A 15,575-nucleotide genomic window follows, 5' to 3' on the forward strand; every position below is an offset into this window, starting at 1 on the left:
GGGTGGTCGGCCCACACCCAGAAGAGCGCCCCGAGGCTGTGCTCGTCGGCCCAGGTGAGGTAGCTGTCGACGTACCCCTGCTCCGACCCCTTCTCGGACCCCTTCGCGGGGTTGCGGGCACCGAGCTCGGAGGTGAGCACCGGGACGGTCTCGGCGATCGGCCCGAGCACGTCGTCCCAGCAGGCCTCGTCCTTGCAGTCCTTGAAGTCGTAGGAGTGGAACGCCGCGATGAGCTGGTCGTCGTCGGGCGCGAACTCCAGCCAGTGGCTGAGGTCGTTGGCGTAGTCGAGTCCGCCGAGCAGGATCGGCTGCTCGGCCCCGGCGTCGCGGATCGTGCTGACCACCGCCGCCATCCCCTGCACGGGGAAGGTGACCTGGCCCATGCTCGCGCTCTGGTCGTCCTCCACCGGGGCCTGGCAGCCGCCGTCGCGCCAGCACGGCCAGGTCAGGTCGAACAGGAAGTCCTGGCCGCCGGCGCTGTACCGCGAGTACGGCTCGTTGAACGCGTCGAAGAGCACGGAGGGGTTGTCGTGGTAGGCCGTCGCGACGGAGGTCCAGAACGCGATCGACTCGGAGTCGGGCATCGCCAGGTTGCCGAACTCGGGCTGCCCGATGCGCTTGCGGCTGTGCAGGTCGAGGATGACGACGATGCCGGCGCGGTTGAGCGCCGTCACGAAGCCGTGCACCTGGGCGCGGTAGCCCTCGACCGTGCGCTCCTGGTACTGGTCGCTGACGGGGGCGCCGCGGGTGCCGAGCCAGCAGTCCTGGTTGAGGGGGAGTCGGACGGTGTTGGCTCCCCAGTCCCGGATCGCCTCGGCCTCGGCGGTCGCAGGGTCGCGGGCCGCGACGTTGTCCAGCGCGGAGTAGCCCCAGCCCTGCGCGCAGGCGTACTCGAAGCTGCTCCAGTTGACCCCGCGCGGGACGAAGTCCCGGCCGCTGCGCGCATCGACGATGCGGTTGCCGTCGACCACGGGGTGTGCCGCTCCGGTCTCGACGGGGACGCCCGACGCCGTCGGCGTGCGCAGCTGCAGGTAGAGGAGGGCGCCGGCGAGCAGCGCCACGACGACCGCCAACACGATCCAGCGCGCCTGGTGTCGGACGTGCAGCAGCATGGAAGGCCCCCCTCTCCGGCGTCATCGTACGGTCCGTGGGGGCGGCTATGTTGGCCGAATGAGTGAGACCGTCTTCACCTACGCCGCGCCCGCCCTCAAGTTCGGTCCCGGTGCCTCCGGCGAGGTCGGGCACGATCTCGCGTCGTACGGCGCGCGCCGGGTGCTGCTGGTCACCGACCCCGGGGTCGCGGCGACCGGCCACCCCGCTCGGATCGCCGAGCAGGTGGCGAGACGCGGCATCGAGGTGACGACCTACGACCGGGTCCGCGTCGAGCCGACCGACGCCTCGATGGCCGAGGCGATCGACTTCGCGCGCGACGCCGGCCCCTTCGACGCGATCGTCGCGGTCGGTGGCGGGTCGTCGATCGACACCGCCAAGGCCGTCAACCTCCTGACCACCAACCCCGGCGAGCTCATGGACTACGTGAACGCGCCGGTCGGCAAGGCGCTCGCCCCCACGCAGCCGCTGCTGCCGCTCGTCGCGATCCCGACCACCACCGGCACCGGCGCGGAGAGCACCACGATCTGCGTGCTCGACGTGCTCGCGCTCCAGGTCAAGACCGGGATCAGCCACCCGCGCCTGCGCCCCACGCTCGCGGTCGTCGACCCCGACCTGACCCTCAGCCAGCCCGCGACCGTCACCGCGGCCGCCGGCATGGACATCGTCTGCCACGCCCTCGAGAGCTACACCGCGCGGTGGTACGGCGACTTCGACGCCAAGGCCCCCGAGCAACGGGTGCCCTACTGCGGTGCCAACCCGATCGCCGACCTGTGGTCGGAGAAGGCGCTCTCGCTGATCGCGGGCGCCTTCCGCCGCGCCGTCCGCGACGGCTCCGACCGGGCCGCGCGCGAGCAGATGGCGATGGCGGCGACCTTCGCCGGACTCGGCTTCGGCAACGCCGGCGTGCACATCCCGCACGCCAACGCCTACCCGATCGCCGGTCGGGTCCGTGACTTCCGGCCCGAGGGCTACCCCGACGAGGCGATCGTGCCGCACGGCATGGCCGTGTCGCTGACGGCGCCGGCTGCCTTCCGGTTCACCTTCGACGCGGCGCCCGAGCGACACGTGCGGGCCGCCCGGCTGCTCGACCCCGAGGTGCCCGAGGGGCCCGATGCGCTGCCGCGGGCCCTGGCGGCCCTGATGCGCGACATCGGCATCCCCAACGGCCTGGCGGCCGTGGGGTACGCCGACGGCGACGTCGACGACCTGGTCGCCGGAGCGCAGCAGCAGCAGCGGCTGCTGGCGACCGCGCCGAAGAGTCCCACCGCAGAGGACCTGGCGTCGGTCTTCCGCGACTCGATGGAACACTGGTGACGTGTCGCTCACCTCGTCCGACCCGGCCGTCTCCGACCTCGTCGAGGAGCTGCGGCGCCGGGACGTCTCGGACGTCGACGACTCCACGCTGACCCGGGCGCTCTACTCCTCCGACGCCTCGCTCTACCGCGTCGTGCCGCAGGTCGTGGTGCGACCCCGCCACCGCGACGAGCTGCTGGCACTGGTCGACGCCGCGCACGCGACCGGTGCGCCGCTCACGATGCGCGGTGCCGGCACGTCGATCGCCGGCAACGCCGTCGGCACCGGCATCGTGGTCGACACCGTGCGCCACCTCAACCAGGTCGTCTCGATCGACCCCGAGGCCAGGACGGCGGTCGTGCAGCCCGGGGTCGTGCACGCGGATCTCCAGCGCGCGGCGGCGCCGTACGGGCTGCGGTTCGGGCCCGACCCGTCCACGCACACCCGCTGCACGATCGGCGGGATGATCGGCAACAACGCCTGCGGCTCGCGCGCGCTCGGCTACGGCCGCACGGTCGACAACGTCGTGGCGATGGACGTCGCCTACGGCCCGGGTGCCACCGACGTCGAGGCGCGGCTCGGGGCCCTCGTCGACGCGCACCTGGCCCACGTGCGGACCGCCTTCGGTCGCTTCACCCGCCAGGTCAGCGGCTACTCGCTGGAGCACCTGCTGCCCGAGAACGGCCGCAGCGTCGACCGGTTCCTGGTCGGGTCGGAGGGCACGCTCGCGGTCGTCCAGGAGGCGACCGTCCGTCTCGTCCAGGACGAGGCCGAGCGCTGGCTGGTGCTCCTCGGCTACCCGACGATGGCCGAGGCCGCCGACGCGGTGCCCGCACTCCTCGCCGCGTGCGACGGCCGGATGATCGCCTGCGAGGGCCTCGACGCCCGCATCGTCGACCTGGTGCGCGCCCGCGGCAACGCCGTGCCCGAGCTGCCGGCGGGTGCGGGCTGGCTCTTCGTCGAGCTGGCCGGCGCGGAGGCCGAGTCGCTCGCCGCCCGGGTGGTCGCCGAGGCCGGCGCCCTCGGCCACCGGGTCGTGCTGGACCCCGCGGAGGCCGCCGCGCTCTGGCGGATCCGCGAGGACGGCGCCGGTCTCGCCGCGCGCAGCCTCGCGCGACCCGCCTACTCCGGCTGGGAGGACGCCGCCGTCCCGCCTGAGCGGCTCGGCGCCTGGCTGCGCGACTTCGACGAGCTGCTGCGCGAGCACGACCTCGACGGGGTCCCCTACGGACACTTCGGCGACGGCTGCGTCCACGTGCGCATCGACTTCCCGTTCCAGGTCGACGGCGTCGACGGCCCCCGCCGCTTCCGCGACTTCCTGACCGCCTCCGCTCTCAAGCTGCGCGACCACGGTGGCTCGCTGTCCGGCGAGCACGGCGACGGCCGCGCCCGCTCGGAGCTGCTGCCGCTGATGTACGACGCGGAGTCGCTGCGGCTCTTCGCGGCCGTGAAGGAGATCTGCGACCCGACCAACCTGCTCAACCCGGGCAACATCGTCGACCCCGCCCCTCTCGACGCCGACCTGCGCCCCGCGCGGGCGCGTCCGGCGATCCCGCTGGCGGGTGCGGTCCACCGGTGCACGGGCGTCGGCAAGTGCGTGGCGCCGACGACCAACGGCGTGATGTGCCCGTCCTACCTGGCGACGCGGGAGGAGAAGGACTCCACCCGCGGCCGGTCGCGGGTGCTCCAGGAGGCACTCGACGGCGAGCTCGTGCACGGCCTCGCCGACCCGGCGGTCCACGAGGCCCTCGACCTCTGCCTGGCCTGCAAGGGCTGTGCGTCGGACTGCCCGACCGGCGTCGACATGGCGACCTACAAGGCCGAGGCGCTGCACGCGACCTACGACGGACCGGACGGCAAGCGCCGTCCGCGCAGCCACTACCTGCTCGGGCGACTGCCGAAGTGGGCCCGGCTCGCCGCGCCCGTCGCGCCGGTCGCCAACGCGATGATGCGGCTCGGCCCGGTCGCCCGGCTGGCCAAGGCCACCGCCGGCATCGACCAGCGCAGGTCGATCCCGGCGTTCGCGCCGCGCACGCTGCGGCGTACCACCGGCGTCCCCGAGGTGGTGCCGGACGTCTGGATCTGGGCCGACTCCTTCACCGACCACTTCTTCCCGGCCAACGCCCTGGCGGCGATCCGGTTCCTCGAGTCGGTGGGCGTCACCGCTCGGGTGATCCGCGACGACGCCTGCTGCGGGCTGACGTGGGTGACCACCGGCCAGCTCGACGAGGCCCGGGCGATCATGACGAAGACCGCCCGCACCCTGCGGTCGTACGTCGAGTCCGGCGTGCCGGTCGTGGGGCTCGAGCCGTCGTGCCTCGCGACGCTGCGCAGCGACCTGCCCGAGATGACCGGGCAGCACCTCGACGTGCTGACGTTCGCCGAGCTGCTCGAGCGGCTCGACGTGCCGCTGCCGTCGCTGGCGGGCGTCGAGGTCGTCGCGCAGCCGCACTGCCACCACGCGTCGATCCTCGGCTGGGCCGCGGACAAGCGGTTGCTGCAGAAGGCCGGTGCCACCGTCACCCAGGTGGCCGGGTGCTGCGGCCTGGCGGGCAACTTCGGCATGGAGAAGGGCCACTACGAGGTGTCGGTCGCCGTCGCCGAGACCCACCTGCTGCCGGCGGTGCGCTCGCACCCCGAGGCCGTGGTGCTCGCCGACGGCATGTCGTGCCGGGTGCAGCTCGACGACCTCGCCCAGGTCCCGACGATGCACCTCGCCGAGCTGCTGGCTTCTAGGCTGGAAGCGTGAACCCGAAGCACCGCCGACTCGTCATCCCGATCGCCCTGGCGGCGCTGCTCGTCATCGTCGTGATCGCGGCGGTGATCTGATGGCGGAGCCGCTGCTCCGGGCTCTCAACCGGATGCGCGACCACCTCCTCGACCCCGACGCGCTGGTGAAGGCCGTGGCGTCCGGACGGCAGAAGGGCACCCAGCCGACCTGGCGGCGCGCCGAGCTGCGCTATGTCGACCTCAAGGCCGGCCGGCACCTGCAGGTCACGACGTACGACCAGACCCAGGCGCACACCGCCAACCACGCGGTCGGAAAGGCCGCCCGCGACGCCGTGGACGCGCTGCTCGACGAGCCCTTCGGCAACTGGCACGTCGAGACCACGACCCAGAGCCACCAGGTGCGGGTCACGAAGAAGCTCGAGGCCGTCGTGCACACCGCCGAGCGCACCGAGCCGGTCGAGATCGAGCGCGCCCACGACCGCGACAAGGCCCGGCTGCTGCCCGAGGACGACCCGGTCTTCGTCGCCCTCGGCATCTCCGACGAGTCCGGCCGGCTCAAGCCGAGCCGCCAGGCGAAGTACCGCCAGGTCGAGGAGTTCCTGCGGCTGCTGGACGCCTCGATCACCGAGGCGCTCGAGAAGGGGCACCTGCGTCGGCCGACCGACGAGGACCCGCTGCGCATCGTCGACCTCGGCTGCGGCAACGCCTACCTGACCTTCGCGGCCGAGCGGTTCCTCAGCGGCGTGCGCGGGCTGCCGGTGCGGCTGATCGGCGTGGACGTCAAGGAGCAGTCGCGCGAGCACAATGCGGCGGTCGCCGAGCGGCTCGGCGTGCACGCGGAGTTCGTGGTCGGCTCCATCGGCGGGGTCGAGCTCGACCCGGCGCCGGAGGTCGTCCTCGCCCTGCACGCGTGCGACACCGCCACCGACGAGGCGCTCGCCCGGTCGGTGGCCTGGGGCGCCCAGCTGGTGCTGGCCGCGCCCTGCTGCCACCACGACATCGCCGCCCAGCTGCGCCGGTCGCCGACGCCCTCGCCGTACGCGATGATCACCCGCCACGGCATCCTCCGCGAGCGGCTGGCCGACACCCTCACCGATGCGCTGCGCGCCTCGTTGATGCGCCAGCAGGGCTACCGCGTCGACGTCGTGCAGTTCGTCGAGAGTCAGCACACCCCGCGCAACACCATGCTGCGCGCCGTCCGCACCGGCTCGCCGGTGAAGGGTGGTTCGGTGCGCAAGGAGTACGACGACCTCGTCGACACCTGGGGCATCGACCCCGCCCTGGCCCGGCTGCTCGACGCGCGCTGATGCTCGACCGGGTCCTCGGCCTCGCGTCGGCGGTCTCGATCGGGATCGGCACGCTCGCCGGACCGGCCGACCCGGGCTCGAGGGTCGACCTCCGGTTCGACGACCCCGCGATCGTCGAGTCCAGTGGCCTGGTCGTCGCCGGTGGGCTGTTCGTCACCGTGAACGACTCCGGTGACAGCGGCCGGATCTTCGTCGTCGACGGGGCGGGTGCGACCGTGGGCACGACCTCCTGGGCCGACGACCCGGTGGACGTCGAGGCGCTCGCGCCCGCCGGCCCCCGGGCGGTGTGGGTCGGCGACATCGGCGACAACGGGGCCGACCGCGACTCCGTGGAGGTGCTCCGGGTGCCCTACGGCCGCGGCGACCGGACGGTCGACCCGGCGGCGTACACGCTGGTCTACCCCGACCACGGACACGACGCCGAGACCCTGCTCGCCCACCCGCGCACCGGCCAGCTGTTCGTGGTCACCAAGAACATCTTCGGCGGCACCGTCTACGCGGCGCCCCGGCGGCTGTCCGCCGACCGCCCCAACCGGCTGCGTCCGGTGGCCGACTCGCTCGCCATCGCGACCGACGGTGCGTTCCTGCCCGACGGGCGGCACTACCTGGTGCGCGACTACGGCTCGGCTGCCGTCTACACCTTCCCCGACCACGAGCGGGTCGCGTCGTTCCGGCTGCCCGACCAGCGGCAGGGAGAGGGCCTCGCGGTCGCGCCGGACGGGTCGGTGCACGTGAGCACCGAGGGGCAGCACAGCGCGGTGCTGGACGTGGACCTGCCACCCGCGGTCGTGAAGGCGCTGCGACCACCAGCGCCCGCGCCGTCGACGCAGCCCTCGCCCGCCGTCTCGGAGCCGGCGGCTTCGCCGGACGCGGAGGACGAGGATGGGGACGGGGACGGCGCTCCGGTCTGGCCCTGGGTGCTCGGCGGGGTGGTCGTCCTCGGGTTTGTCGGAGCGGTCGCGCGGCTACTGACGCGCCATGGCGCGGCTGCGTAGGACCTCGCCCGACCAGCCGGGGTGGACCCGGCGCCGGGCCGGCTCGGGGTTCGTCTACCTCGACGAGCACGGTGCCCGCCTGCCCGAGGAGGACGCCCAGCGCGTGCGCGACCTCGTCATCCCACCGGCATGGAAGGACGTCTGGGTCACGCCGTACGCCAACGGCCACCTGCAGGCCGTCGGCACCGACGACGCCGGACGCCGGCAGTACCTCTACCACCCCGACTGGCGCGCCCGGCGCGACGCCGAGAAGTTCGACCGGATGCTGGAGTTCGGCAAGGCGCTCACCAAGGCGCGCGAGCTCATGGTGCGCGACCTCGGTCTCGAGGGCATGCCGCTGGAGCGCGCCTGCGCTGCCGCCGTACGGCTGCTCGACCTGGGCTACTTCCGCATCGGCAACGACGTCTACGCCGACACCAACGGCTCGTTCGGGTTGACGACCCTCGAGCGTCGCCACGTCCGGCGCCGGCAGGACCGGCTGGTGTTCGCGTTCGTCGGCAAGTCCGGCGTCGAGCACCGCATCGAGATCGACGACGCCGTGGTGGTCGAGGCGATCGAGATCATGCGGCGCCGACGTGGGATGGACGACCGGCTGCTCGCCTACAAGCTCGGGCGGGGTTGGCGGTCGGTGCTGCCCGAGCTCGTCAACGAGTACGTGCGCTCCTCGACCGGTGTCGAGGCCACCGCCAAGGACTTCCGCACCTGGCACGCCACCGTGCTGGCCGCCGCAGCCCTGGCCGAGACGCCGGAGCCCGGGCACTCGGCGGCCTCGCGCAAGCGTGCCGTGGCCGGCGCGATGAAGGAGGTCTCCTCGTTCCTCGGCAACACCCCGACACTGGCGAAGTCCTCGTACGTCGACCCGCGCGTGATCGACGCCTACGAGGAGGGCCGCACCATCGCGCGCGCCACCGGCCGTAGGTTCGACACCCCCGACGAGAGGCAGGCCGCCCTCGAACGTGCGACGCTGAAGCTGCTCAAGGAGGCGTGAGGCTGATGCAGATCACCGCCGTGCACGGCGACATCACCGACCAGCGGGTGGACGCGATCGTCAACGCGGCCAACAGCGCGATGCGCGGCGGCGGAGGCGTCGACGGCGCCATCCACCGGGCCGGCGGACCGGCCGTGCTCGAGGACTGCATCGCGCGGTTCCCGCACGGGCTGCCGACCGGCGACGCCGGCTGGACCACCGCCGGTGACCTGCCCGCGCGGTGGGTGATCCACGTCGTGGGTCCCAACCGGCACGCGGGTCAGACGGACCGGTCGCTGCTGCTGTCGTGCTACCGCCGCGCGCTCGAGGTGGCCGACGAGCTCGGCGCGGCCACGATCGCGTTCCCGCTGATCTCGGCAGGCGTCTACGGCTGGCCCAAGGACGACGCGATCGCCGCTGCCCTCGAGGTCCTGCGCTCCGTCGACACCGCCGACACCGCCGTCACCGAGGCCCGCATCGTGGCCTTCGACGCCCCGACCTACGAGATGGTCCGAGCCGCCCTCGACGTCGAGTCGTGACTTCTGACAGTTGAGTCGGGGGTCGTGGCGGTCGGGTCCGGCACGACGTACCGGAACTCCCGACTCGACCTGCAGAACTCCCGACTCAACGTGGGTGCGAGTCGAAGGGGCCGGTCGGGGCGAAGGCGAGGTCGGCGAAGCGCTGGCCGATGAGGCGGTGGGTGGCTGCGTCGGGGTGGAGGGCGTCGGGCAGCGGCAGCCGGTCGTGGTCGGCCTGGCCGAAGAGCTCGCGTCCGTCGAGGTAGTGCAGGTGCGGATCGGTCTCGGCGCGCTGGGCCACGACCCGCGCCAGGGCGTCGCGGATCGTCGTGAGCGTCAGGCGGCCGGCGGCGACCTCGGCCGGGTCGCCCGCGGCCGTGAACGACAGCCGCCCCTCGGCGAGCGCGGACATGTCGGGCGCGCTGGGACCGGGCGTCTCCTCGTGGATCGGGCAGAGGATCGGCGCGACCACGAGCAGTGGCGTGGTGGGGTGACCCTCGCGGATCGTGTCGAGGAAGCCGTGGACCGCCGGGCCGAAGGCCCGCATCCGCATCGCGTCGTTGTTGACGATGTTGATGCCGATCTTGACGCTGACGACGTCAGCGGGGACGTCGCGCATCGTGCGCGCGGTGAACGGGTCGAGCAGCATGCCGCCGCCGAACCCCAGGTTGACCAGGTCGACGCCACCGGCCGCGGCGGCGAGGGCCGGCCACGTGGTCGACGGGCTCGCGGCGTTGGAGCCGTGGCTGATCGAGCTGCCGTGGTGGAGCCAGACGCGTCGGCCCGGGTCCGGCACCGGCTCGACGGGCGCGTCCGTGCGCAGCGCCACGAGCTCGGTCGTCTCGTCGTGCGGCAGCCAGATCTCGACGTCCTTGAGACCGTCGTCGAGGCCGTCCACCCGAAGCGTCCCGGGCCGGCCGGGGGTGAGCTCGGAGCGCCCGCTCATCATGTCGATCGCGAGGGTGTGGCCCCCTGCCACGCTGCCCTGCGCCCTCAGCTGCCCGTCCACCAGCGCGTCGTAGATCCCGTCGGGGCGCGGTGGCGCACCGGCGTACACGCGCTTGGTCGGCACCGTGTCGAGCTCGACGACCGTGGCGCGGGTGTGCAACGCCAGGCGTACGCCGGCGGGCTGGGCCTCCGACATCAGCAGCTGGCCGTCGCGGCTCTGGGACCGCGCCCACGCCGGCAGCCGGTGGGGGAGCAAGCCGGCCGCGGTGCGCTCGAGCTCGAGGGCGCCGCGCACCAGGTCGGGGGTGATCGGGGTGGTGATCATGACGAGGACCAGCTCCTCAGCAGGAGGTCGAGGGCGTCGAGGGTCCGGACCCAGGACTCCTCGGGCGGGGGTTGGCTGTGATCGAACGAGCCGGCGAGCTCGAGGCTGACGAACCCGTGGAAGACGCTGCCGAGGAGTCGGACGGCGTGGACCTCGTCGGCGTCGTCGAGGTCGTAGGCGCGCAGCACGGCGCGACTGAGCTCGGCGTGTCGAGGACCGGCGCTCGTCGCCGCGGTCTCGGGATCGAGGCGGTGGCGCATGGCGTCGTAGCGGCCCGGGTGCTCGGTGGCGTAGTCGCGGTAGACACCTCCCAGCGCGACCAGGGCGTCCTTGCCCGCGCGACCCGCGAGCGCCTCGGACCCGCGGTCGGCGAGCTCCTCGAGCGCGAGCAGCGCGATGCGGGTGCGCAGGTCCTCGGAGCCGCGCACGTGGGAGTAGAGGCTGGCGGTCTTGACGCCGAACCGGCGGGCGAGCTCCGACACGGTCACCGCGTCGAAGCCCGCCTCGTCGGCGAGCTCTGCTCCCGCCAGCACCAGCCGCTGCTGGTTGAGACCCACTCGGGCCACGTCGTCACCGCCTCGCGATACCTACAATGTGTAGGAAAGTTACCACGAGGCGTAGGTAACTCCCGATCGGGAGGTCAGAGGCGCTCGATCACCCAGTCGATGCAGTGGGTCAGCGCCTCGACGTCCGCGGGGTCGACGGCGGGGTACATCGCGATCCGCAGCTGGTTGCGGCCGAGCTTGCGGTACGGCTCGGTGTCGACCACGCCGTTGGCGCGCAGCACCGCGGCGATCCGCGTGGCGTCGATCGCGTCGTCGAAGTCGATCGTGCCGATCACCAGCGAGCGGTGGTCGGGGTCGGCGACGTAGGGGAACGCGTGCGGCGACTTCTCCGCCCAGGTGTAGAGCGTGTCCGAGGACTCCGTCGTCCGCGCGACCATGCCGGCGAGCCCGCCCTGGGCGTTCATCCAGTCCAGCTGCTCGGCCATGAGGAACAGCGTCGCGACCGCCGGGGTGTTGTAGGTCTGGTTCTTCGCGGAGTTGTCGATCGCGGTCGGCAGGTCGAAGAACGCCGGGATGTGCCGGCCCGACGCGGCGACCGCGGCGGCCCGGTCGAGGGCGGCGGGGGAGAACAGCGCGATCCAGAGCCCGCCGTCGGAGGCGAAGCACTTCTGCGGGGCGAAGTAGTAGACGTCCGACTCGCTGACGTCCACCGGCAACCCGCCGGCCCCCGAGGTGGCGTCGATCAGCACGAGGGCGTCGTCGGCCGCGCCGGCGGGCCGCACGACCGGCGCCATCACGGCGGTCGAGGTCTCGTTGTGCGCCCAGGCGTAGACGTCGACGCCGTCCTCGGCAACGGCGACCGGCCGCGAGCCGGGGTCGGAGGCGATCACGGACGGGTCGGCCAGCCAGGGGGCAGCAGCGGCCGCCTTCGCGAACTTCGAGGAGAACTCCCCGAACGACAGGTGCTGGCTCTTCTCCCGGATGAGCCCGTAGGTCGCGATGTCCCAGAACGCGGTGGCCCCACCGTTGCCGAGCACGACCTCGTAGCCCTCCGGCAGTGAGAACAGCTCGGCCAACCCGGTGCGCACCCGGCCGACCAGCTCGCGCACCGGCGCCTGGCGGTGCGACGTACCCATCAGGGAGGCGCCGGTCGCGGCCAGCGCGTCGAGGTGCGAGGTCTGGATCTTCGACGGACCGGCGCCGAACCGACCGTCGGCGGGGAGGAGCTCGCGGGGGATCTGCAACGCGTCGGTCATGACTGGCCTTCCGTGTGGTCGAGGTGGCGCTCGCTGACGACGCTGTCGGCGGCCCCTATTGTGTCACTCACATCATTCGGCCCACTCGGGGGAGACAGATCATGAGCACCACGCAGCCGCCTGCCCGCACCGGCGCCCAGACCGCCCTGATGGCGCTCGGTGCCCTGCTGATGATCGGCGGCCTCGTGTGCGTCGTGCTCGGCTTCGCCGGGTTCGGCAGCGACGACGACCTGAACCAGGGCACGGTCGGCGCCGACCTCGGGCTCTTCGCCGGTGGCGGCCTCGCCATGGTGGTGGGGCTCGGCATCATCGGGTTCACCCGGGCCCGGGCGCTCATGGGCAGGGGCGGCTACGCCCGGGTCACCTATGAGCAGGGGATCGCCCCTGGCGGCTCCGGCTCCGGCGGCCGCTTCTGCTCCAGCTGCGGCCGAGCGACCTCACCGTCCGCGCGGTTCTGCGACTCCTGCGGGGCGGCCGTTGGCTGAGCTGCAGATCCGCCGGGTCGGCTACGGCCACCCGGACGCGCTCCGACTGATCGCCGAGGTCCAGGCGGAGTACGTCGTCCGCTACGGCGGGCCCGACGAGACCCCGCTCGACCCGCTCATGTTCGAGCCACCCGAGGGCAGCTTCTTCGTCGGCTACCTCGACGCTCGCCCGGTCGCGACCGGCGCCTGGCGTCGCTCGGGGGTGGAGGCCTTCGGCAGCACCGCCACCGTCGAGGTCAAGCGCATGTACGTCGCTCCCGCTGCGCGGGGGCGGGGGATCGCCCGCCGGATGCTCGCCCACCTCGAGGCCACGGCCGCCGCCGTCGGCGCCGAGGTGGTCGTGCTGGAAACGGGTCTTCGCCAGCCCGAGGCGATCGCGCTCTACGAGTCGAGCGGTTACGTCCCCGTGTCCGGGTTCGGCTACTACAAGGACGCGCCGCTGTCGCGCTGCTTCGGCCGGCCACTGCCCGCCGGGCGTCCCACCACCACGTAGCGCTCCTCGTCGATGGTCGTGCCCCAGTAGGCGCGATCGGGCAGCGGGCGGTGGTCCGCCTCGAGGTCGCTCTCCCGAGATGTCACCCGGTCGACTCGAGGCCCCGGGCCAGCTGCGCTGGGTGTGACGAACCGGGTGTGACGAACTGGGCGTCGGCGATCCTGCGGAACGCCTGCGCGGCCGGTGGTCTAGACCTACGATTCCTGATCGTGCGTCTCGGACTGAACCGGCTCATCGCCGTCCTCGTGGCCCCGCTCCTCGCCCTGGCCGTGGTGGCGGCCGTGGCGGCTGCGCCGGCCATCGCGGACGTGGAGGACTACGCGTCGTACGAGGCGCCGGTGCGGTGCCACACGAAGCCCAAGCCCGGCACGGTGGCCCTCGGCCGCTGGGTCGCACGGCAGTACGGCGGCGGGTGGCTCGGCTTCGGTCGGGACTGCTCGAAGAAGAACGGCCCGACGTCGGAGCACCAGACCGGTCAGGCCTTCGACTGGGCCCTGGACGCCACGAGCCGGCGCGATCGCCGCACCGCGGACCGCCTGATGGAGCGGCTCTTCGCCACCGACCGGCGTGGCAACGAGGACGCGCTGGCGCGCCGGATGGGCGTGATGTACCTGATCTGGGACGACCAGATGTTCCCGGCGTGGAACGGGTTCGAGCCCGAGCCCTACCTGTCGTCGAGCTGCAAGTCCCGACGCAAATGCTCGCCCACGCTGCGCCACCGCGACCACGTGCACGTGTCGCTCACGCGCCAGGGAGCGCGCGGCCTGACGAGCTGGTACGACGGGCGGCTCTGACGCCCGCCGCACCAGCGGGTCGGCACGGCTTCAGTCGTGGCGCCACCTGGGCTTCCAGCCCGGGACCTCGGTGGCCGGCCGCGACGACGGGCCGGTGTAGATGGCGGAGGGCCGGATCAGCCGCCCGGTGCGCTTCTGCTCGAGGATGTGCGCCGACCAGCCGCCCGTGCGGGCGCAGGTGAACATCGAGGTGAACATGTTGGCCGGCACCTCGGCGAAGTCGAGGACGATCGCGGCCCAGAACTCGACGTTGGTCTCCAGGACGCGGTCGGGGCGCCGCTCGCGCAGCTCGGCGAGGGCCGCCTGCTCCAACGCCTCGGCGACCTCGTAGCGCGGAGCGGCGAGCTCCTTCGCCGTACGCCGCAGCACGCGGGCGCGGGGGTCCTCGGCGCGGTAGACGCGGTGGCCGAAGCCCATCAGGCGCTCACCCTGGTCGAGCAGCTCCTTGACGTAGGGCCGCGCGTCGCCGCGCTTCTCGACATCCTCGATCATGCCGAGCACCCGGGAGGGGGCGCCGCCGTGCAGGGGGCCGCTCATGGCGCCGATCGCGCCGGAGAACGCAGCCGCCACGTCGGCACCGGTCGAGGTGATCACGCGTGCGGTGAACGTCGAGGCGTTCATGCCGTGCTCGGCCGCCGAGGACCAGTAGGCGTCGATGGCGTGGGCCTGCTTGGGGTCGGCCTCGCCCTTCCAGCGGATCAGGAACTTCTCGGCCAGCGTCGCGCCCTTGTCGACCTCGGTCTGGGGGACGACGGGCTGGTGCAGACCACGAGCGGACTGCGCGGCGTAGGACAGCACCATGACCGCGACGCGCGACAGGTCGGCGCGGGCCTGCTCGTCGGTGATGTCGTAGCTCGCGCGGAAGCCGAACGCCGGCGCGAGCATCGCGATCGCTGCCTGGACGTCGACGCGGACGTCGCCGGTGTGGACCGGGATGTTGTAGGCCTCCGCGGGCGGGAGGCCCGGGTCGTACTCACCGTCGATGAGCAGGCCCCAGACGTTCTCGAACGGGACGCGGCCGACGAGCTCCTCGATGTCCACGCCGCGGTAGCGCAGCGCCGAGCCCTCCTTGTCCGGCTCCGCGATCTCCGTCTCGAAGGCGACGACGCCCTCCAGCCCGTGGTGCACCTCGGTCATGGGACTCCTTCACTGAATCTGCGCTGGGTGTGCGCTGGTCCGAGCGCGAGATGCCGTTCCGGCTCCCGCGTCCGGCGCCCGAGGCATTGTGCACCGGGCCGCGACTAGGGTCGAGGGCATGTCACACCTCGATCTGGCTGCACTGCGTGAGGAGTATGCCCGGGCGGGCCTCGACGAATCCGACCTGGCCCCCGACCCGGTGGTGATGTTCGACAGATGGATGGGGGAGGCGCACGACGCCATCCGCCACGACGCGAACGCGATGGTGCTCAGCACGGTCGGCCCCGACCAGTTCCCGGCGTCGCGGGTCGTGCTGCTCAAGGGTGTCTCCGAGGACGGCTTCGTGTTCTTCACCAACACCGCCTCGGCGAAGGGCGCCGAGCTGGCGGCCAACCCGCGCTGCTCGCTGCTGTTCCCCTGGCACCCGCTGGAGCGGCAGGTCCGTGTCGACGGAGTCGCCACGCCGCTGCCGCGGGCAGAGGTGGAGGCGTACTTCTCCTCGCGTCCCCGCGCCTCCCAGCTCGGGGCCTGGGCCTCCCACCAGTCGCAGGTGGTCTCCGGCCGGGCCGAGCTCGAGACGGCCTTCACCCACGCGCAGGAGCGGTTCCCCGGCGACACCCCGATCCCGGTGCCGGACGAGTGGGGTGGCTACACCGTCCGTCCCGAGCGCGTGGAGTTCTGGCAAGGCCGGCCCGGCCGCATGCACGA

General features: G+C 72.8%; 15 protein-coding genes. 10 read left to right on the forward strand and 5 right to left on the reverse strand.

Translation table 11 applies throughout. The features are described from left to right. Window positions 1-1,112 (reverse strand): cellulase family glycosylhydrolase (locus Q0L15_RS24705; protein WP_296607509.1); only part of this gene is annotated, 1,112 nt, incomplete at its 3' end. 58 nt (window positions 1,113-1,170) lie between these two features. Between Q0L15_RS24705 and Q0L15_RS24710 the strand changes: the two genes are divergently transcribed. From Q0L15_RS24710 to Q0L15_RS24735, 6 genes are all read left to right on the forward strand, one after another. Then, entirely contained in the window at window positions 1,171-2,427 is a 1,257-nt protein-coding gene (locus Q0L15_RS24710) for a hydroxyacid-oxoacid transhydrogenase (protein WP_296607510.1), read from the forward strand. A 1-nt stretch (window position 2,428) separates the two neighbouring features. Further along, on the forward strand, window positions 2,429-5,155 hold the full coding sequence (locus tag Q0L15_RS24715) for an FAD-binding and (Fe-S)-binding domain-containing protein (protein WP_296607511.1): 2,727 nt from the start codon (window positions 2,429-2,431) through the stop codon (window positions 5,153-5,155). A gap of 79 nt (window positions 5,156-5,234) precedes the next feature. After that, window positions 5,235-6,443 (forward strand): SAM-dependent methyltransferase, encoded by a 1,209-nt coding sequence (locus Q0L15_RS24720; RefSeq protein WP_296607512.1) that lies wholly within the window; start codon window positions 5,235-5,237, stop codon window positions 6,441-6,443. Further along, window positions 6,443-7,438 (forward strand): hypothetical protein, encoded by a 996-nt coding sequence (locus Q0L15_RS24725; RefSeq protein WP_296607513.1) that lies wholly within the window; start codon window positions 6,443-6,445, stop codon window positions 7,436-7,438. The genes Q0L15_RS24720 and Q0L15_RS24725 overlap by 1 nt, the downstream gene beginning before the upstream one ends. Beyond that, window positions 7,422-8,426 carry a DNA topoisomerase IB gene (locus tag Q0L15_RS24730; RefSeq protein ID WP_296607514.1) on the forward strand — a complete coding sequence of 335 codons (1,005 nt, stop codon included), beginning with the start codon at window positions 7,422-7,424 and terminating at the stop codon, window positions 8,424-8,426. Before Q0L15_RS24725 ends, Q0L15_RS24730 begins: the two co-directional genes overlap by 17 nt. Before the next feature lie 5 nt (window positions 8,427-8,431). Beyond that, window positions 8,432-8,944, forward strand: a complete 513-nt coding sequence (locus tag Q0L15_RS24735; RefSeq protein ID WP_296607515.1) for an O-acetyl-ADP-ribose deacetylase — start codon at window positions 8,432-8,434, stop codon at window positions 8,942-8,944. A gap of 85 nt (window positions 8,945-9,029) precedes the next feature. On the opposite strand, the gene Q0L15_RS24740 is transcribed toward Q0L15_RS24735, so the two are convergent. The 3 genes from Q0L15_RS24740 to serC all read right to left on the reverse strand — a co-directional run bounded on the left by Q0L15_RS24740 (window position 9,030) and on the right by serC (window position 11,958). After that, window positions 9,030-10,196, reverse strand: a complete 1,167-nt coding sequence (locus tag Q0L15_RS24740; RefSeq protein WP_296607516.1) for a GDSL-type esterase/lipase family protein — start codon at window positions 10,194-10,196, stop codon at window positions 9,030-9,032. Beyond that, window positions 10,193-10,762, reverse strand: coding sequence for a TetR/AcrR family transcriptional regulator (locus tag Q0L15_RS24745; RefSeq protein WP_296607517.1), 570 nt, complete (start codon window positions 10,760-10,762; stop codon window positions 10,193-10,195). The genes Q0L15_RS24740 and Q0L15_RS24745 overlap by 4 nt, the downstream gene beginning before the upstream one ends. Before the next feature lie 74 nt (window positions 10,763-10,836). Next, window positions 10,837-11,958 (reverse strand): phosphoserine transaminase, encoded by a 1,122-nt coding sequence (gene serC / locus Q0L15_RS24750; protein WP_296607518.1) that lies wholly within the window; start codon window positions 11,956-11,958, stop codon window positions 10,837-10,839. Between the two features lie 101 nt (window positions 11,959-12,059). Between serC and Q0L15_RS24755 the strand changes: the two genes are divergently transcribed. The 3 genes from Q0L15_RS24755 to Q0L15_RS24765 all read left to right on the forward strand — a co-directional run bounded on the left by Q0L15_RS24755 (window position 12,060) and on the right by Q0L15_RS24765 (window position 13,730). Continuing rightward, window positions 12,060-12,443, forward strand: coding sequence for a zinc-ribbon domain-containing protein (locus Q0L15_RS24755; RefSeq protein WP_296607519.1), 384 nt, complete (start codon window positions 12,060-12,062; stop codon window positions 12,441-12,443). Then, window positions 12,436-12,936, forward strand: coding sequence for a GNAT family N-acetyltransferase (locus Q0L15_RS24760; RefSeq protein WP_296607520.1), 501 nt, complete (start codon window positions 12,436-12,438; stop codon window positions 12,934-12,936). Before Q0L15_RS24755 ends, Q0L15_RS24760 begins: the two co-directional genes overlap by 8 nt. 209 nt (window positions 12,937-13,145) lie before the next feature. Next, complete coding sequence (locus tag Q0L15_RS24765) at window positions 13,146-13,730, forward strand: hypothetical protein (RefSeq protein WP_296607521.1); 585 nt, start codon at window positions 13,146-13,148, stop codon at window positions 13,728-13,730. Window positions 13,731-13,760: 30 nt separating this feature from the next. On the opposite strand, the gene Q0L15_RS24770 is transcribed toward Q0L15_RS24765, so the two are convergent. After that, window positions 13,761-14,867, reverse strand: a complete 1,107-nt coding sequence (locus Q0L15_RS24770) for a citrate synthase 2 (protein ID WP_296607522.1) — start codon at window positions 14,865-14,867, stop codon at window positions 13,761-13,763. 118 nt (window positions 14,868-14,985) lie between these two features. On the opposite strand from Q0L15_RS24770, the gene pdxH reads away from it, so the two are divergent. After that, window positions 14,986-15,575, forward strand: a 590-nt coding sequence (pdxH, locus tag Q0L15_RS24775) for a pyridoxamine 5'-phosphate oxidase (RefSeq protein WP_296607523.1), incomplete at its 3' end; no start/stop codon positions are given.

It is taken from the genome of Nocardioides sp. (genome assembly GCF_024509035.1).
Taxonomy (GTDB): Bacteria; Actinomycetota; Actinomycetes; order Propionibacteriales; family Nocardioidaceae; genus Nocardioides.

Coding starts and splice junctions, on each gene's coding strand:
- Q0L15_RS24740 (WP_296607516.1), bottom strand. CDS start 10,196: ATGATCACCACCCCGATCACCCCCGACCTGGTGCGCGGCGCCCTCGAG.
- Q0L15_RS24720 (WP_296607512.1), top strand. CDS start 5,235: ATGGCGGAGCCGCTGCTCCGGGCTCTCAACCGGATGCGCGACCACCTC.
- Q0L15_RS24725 (WP_296607513.1), top strand. CDS start 6,443: ATGCTCGACCGGGTCCTCGGCCTCGCGTCGGCGGTCTCGATCGGGATC.
- Q0L15_RS24770 (WP_296607522.1), bottom strand. CDS start 14,867: ATGACCGAGGTGCACCACGGGCTGGAGGGCGTCGTCGCCTTCGAGACG.
- Q0L15_RS24735 (WP_296607515.1), top strand. CDS start 8,432: ATGCAGATCACCGCCGTGCACGGCGACATCACCGACCAGCGGGTGGAC.
- Q0L15_RS24730 (WP_296607514.1), top strand. CDS start 7,422: ATGGCGCGGCTGCGTAGGACCTCGCCCGACCAGCCGGGGTGGACCCGG.
- Q0L15_RS24710 (WP_296607510.1), top strand. CDS start 1,171: ATGAGTGAGACCGTCTTCACCTACGCCGCGCCCGCCCTCAAGTTCGGT.
- serC (WP_296607518.1), bottom strand. CDS start 11,958: ATGACCGACGCGTTGCAGATCCCCCGCGAGCTCCTCCCCGCCGACGGT.
- Q0L15_RS24755 (WP_296607519.1), top strand. CDS start 12,060: ATGAGCACCACGCAGCCGCCTGCCCGCACCGGCGCCCAGACCGCCCTG.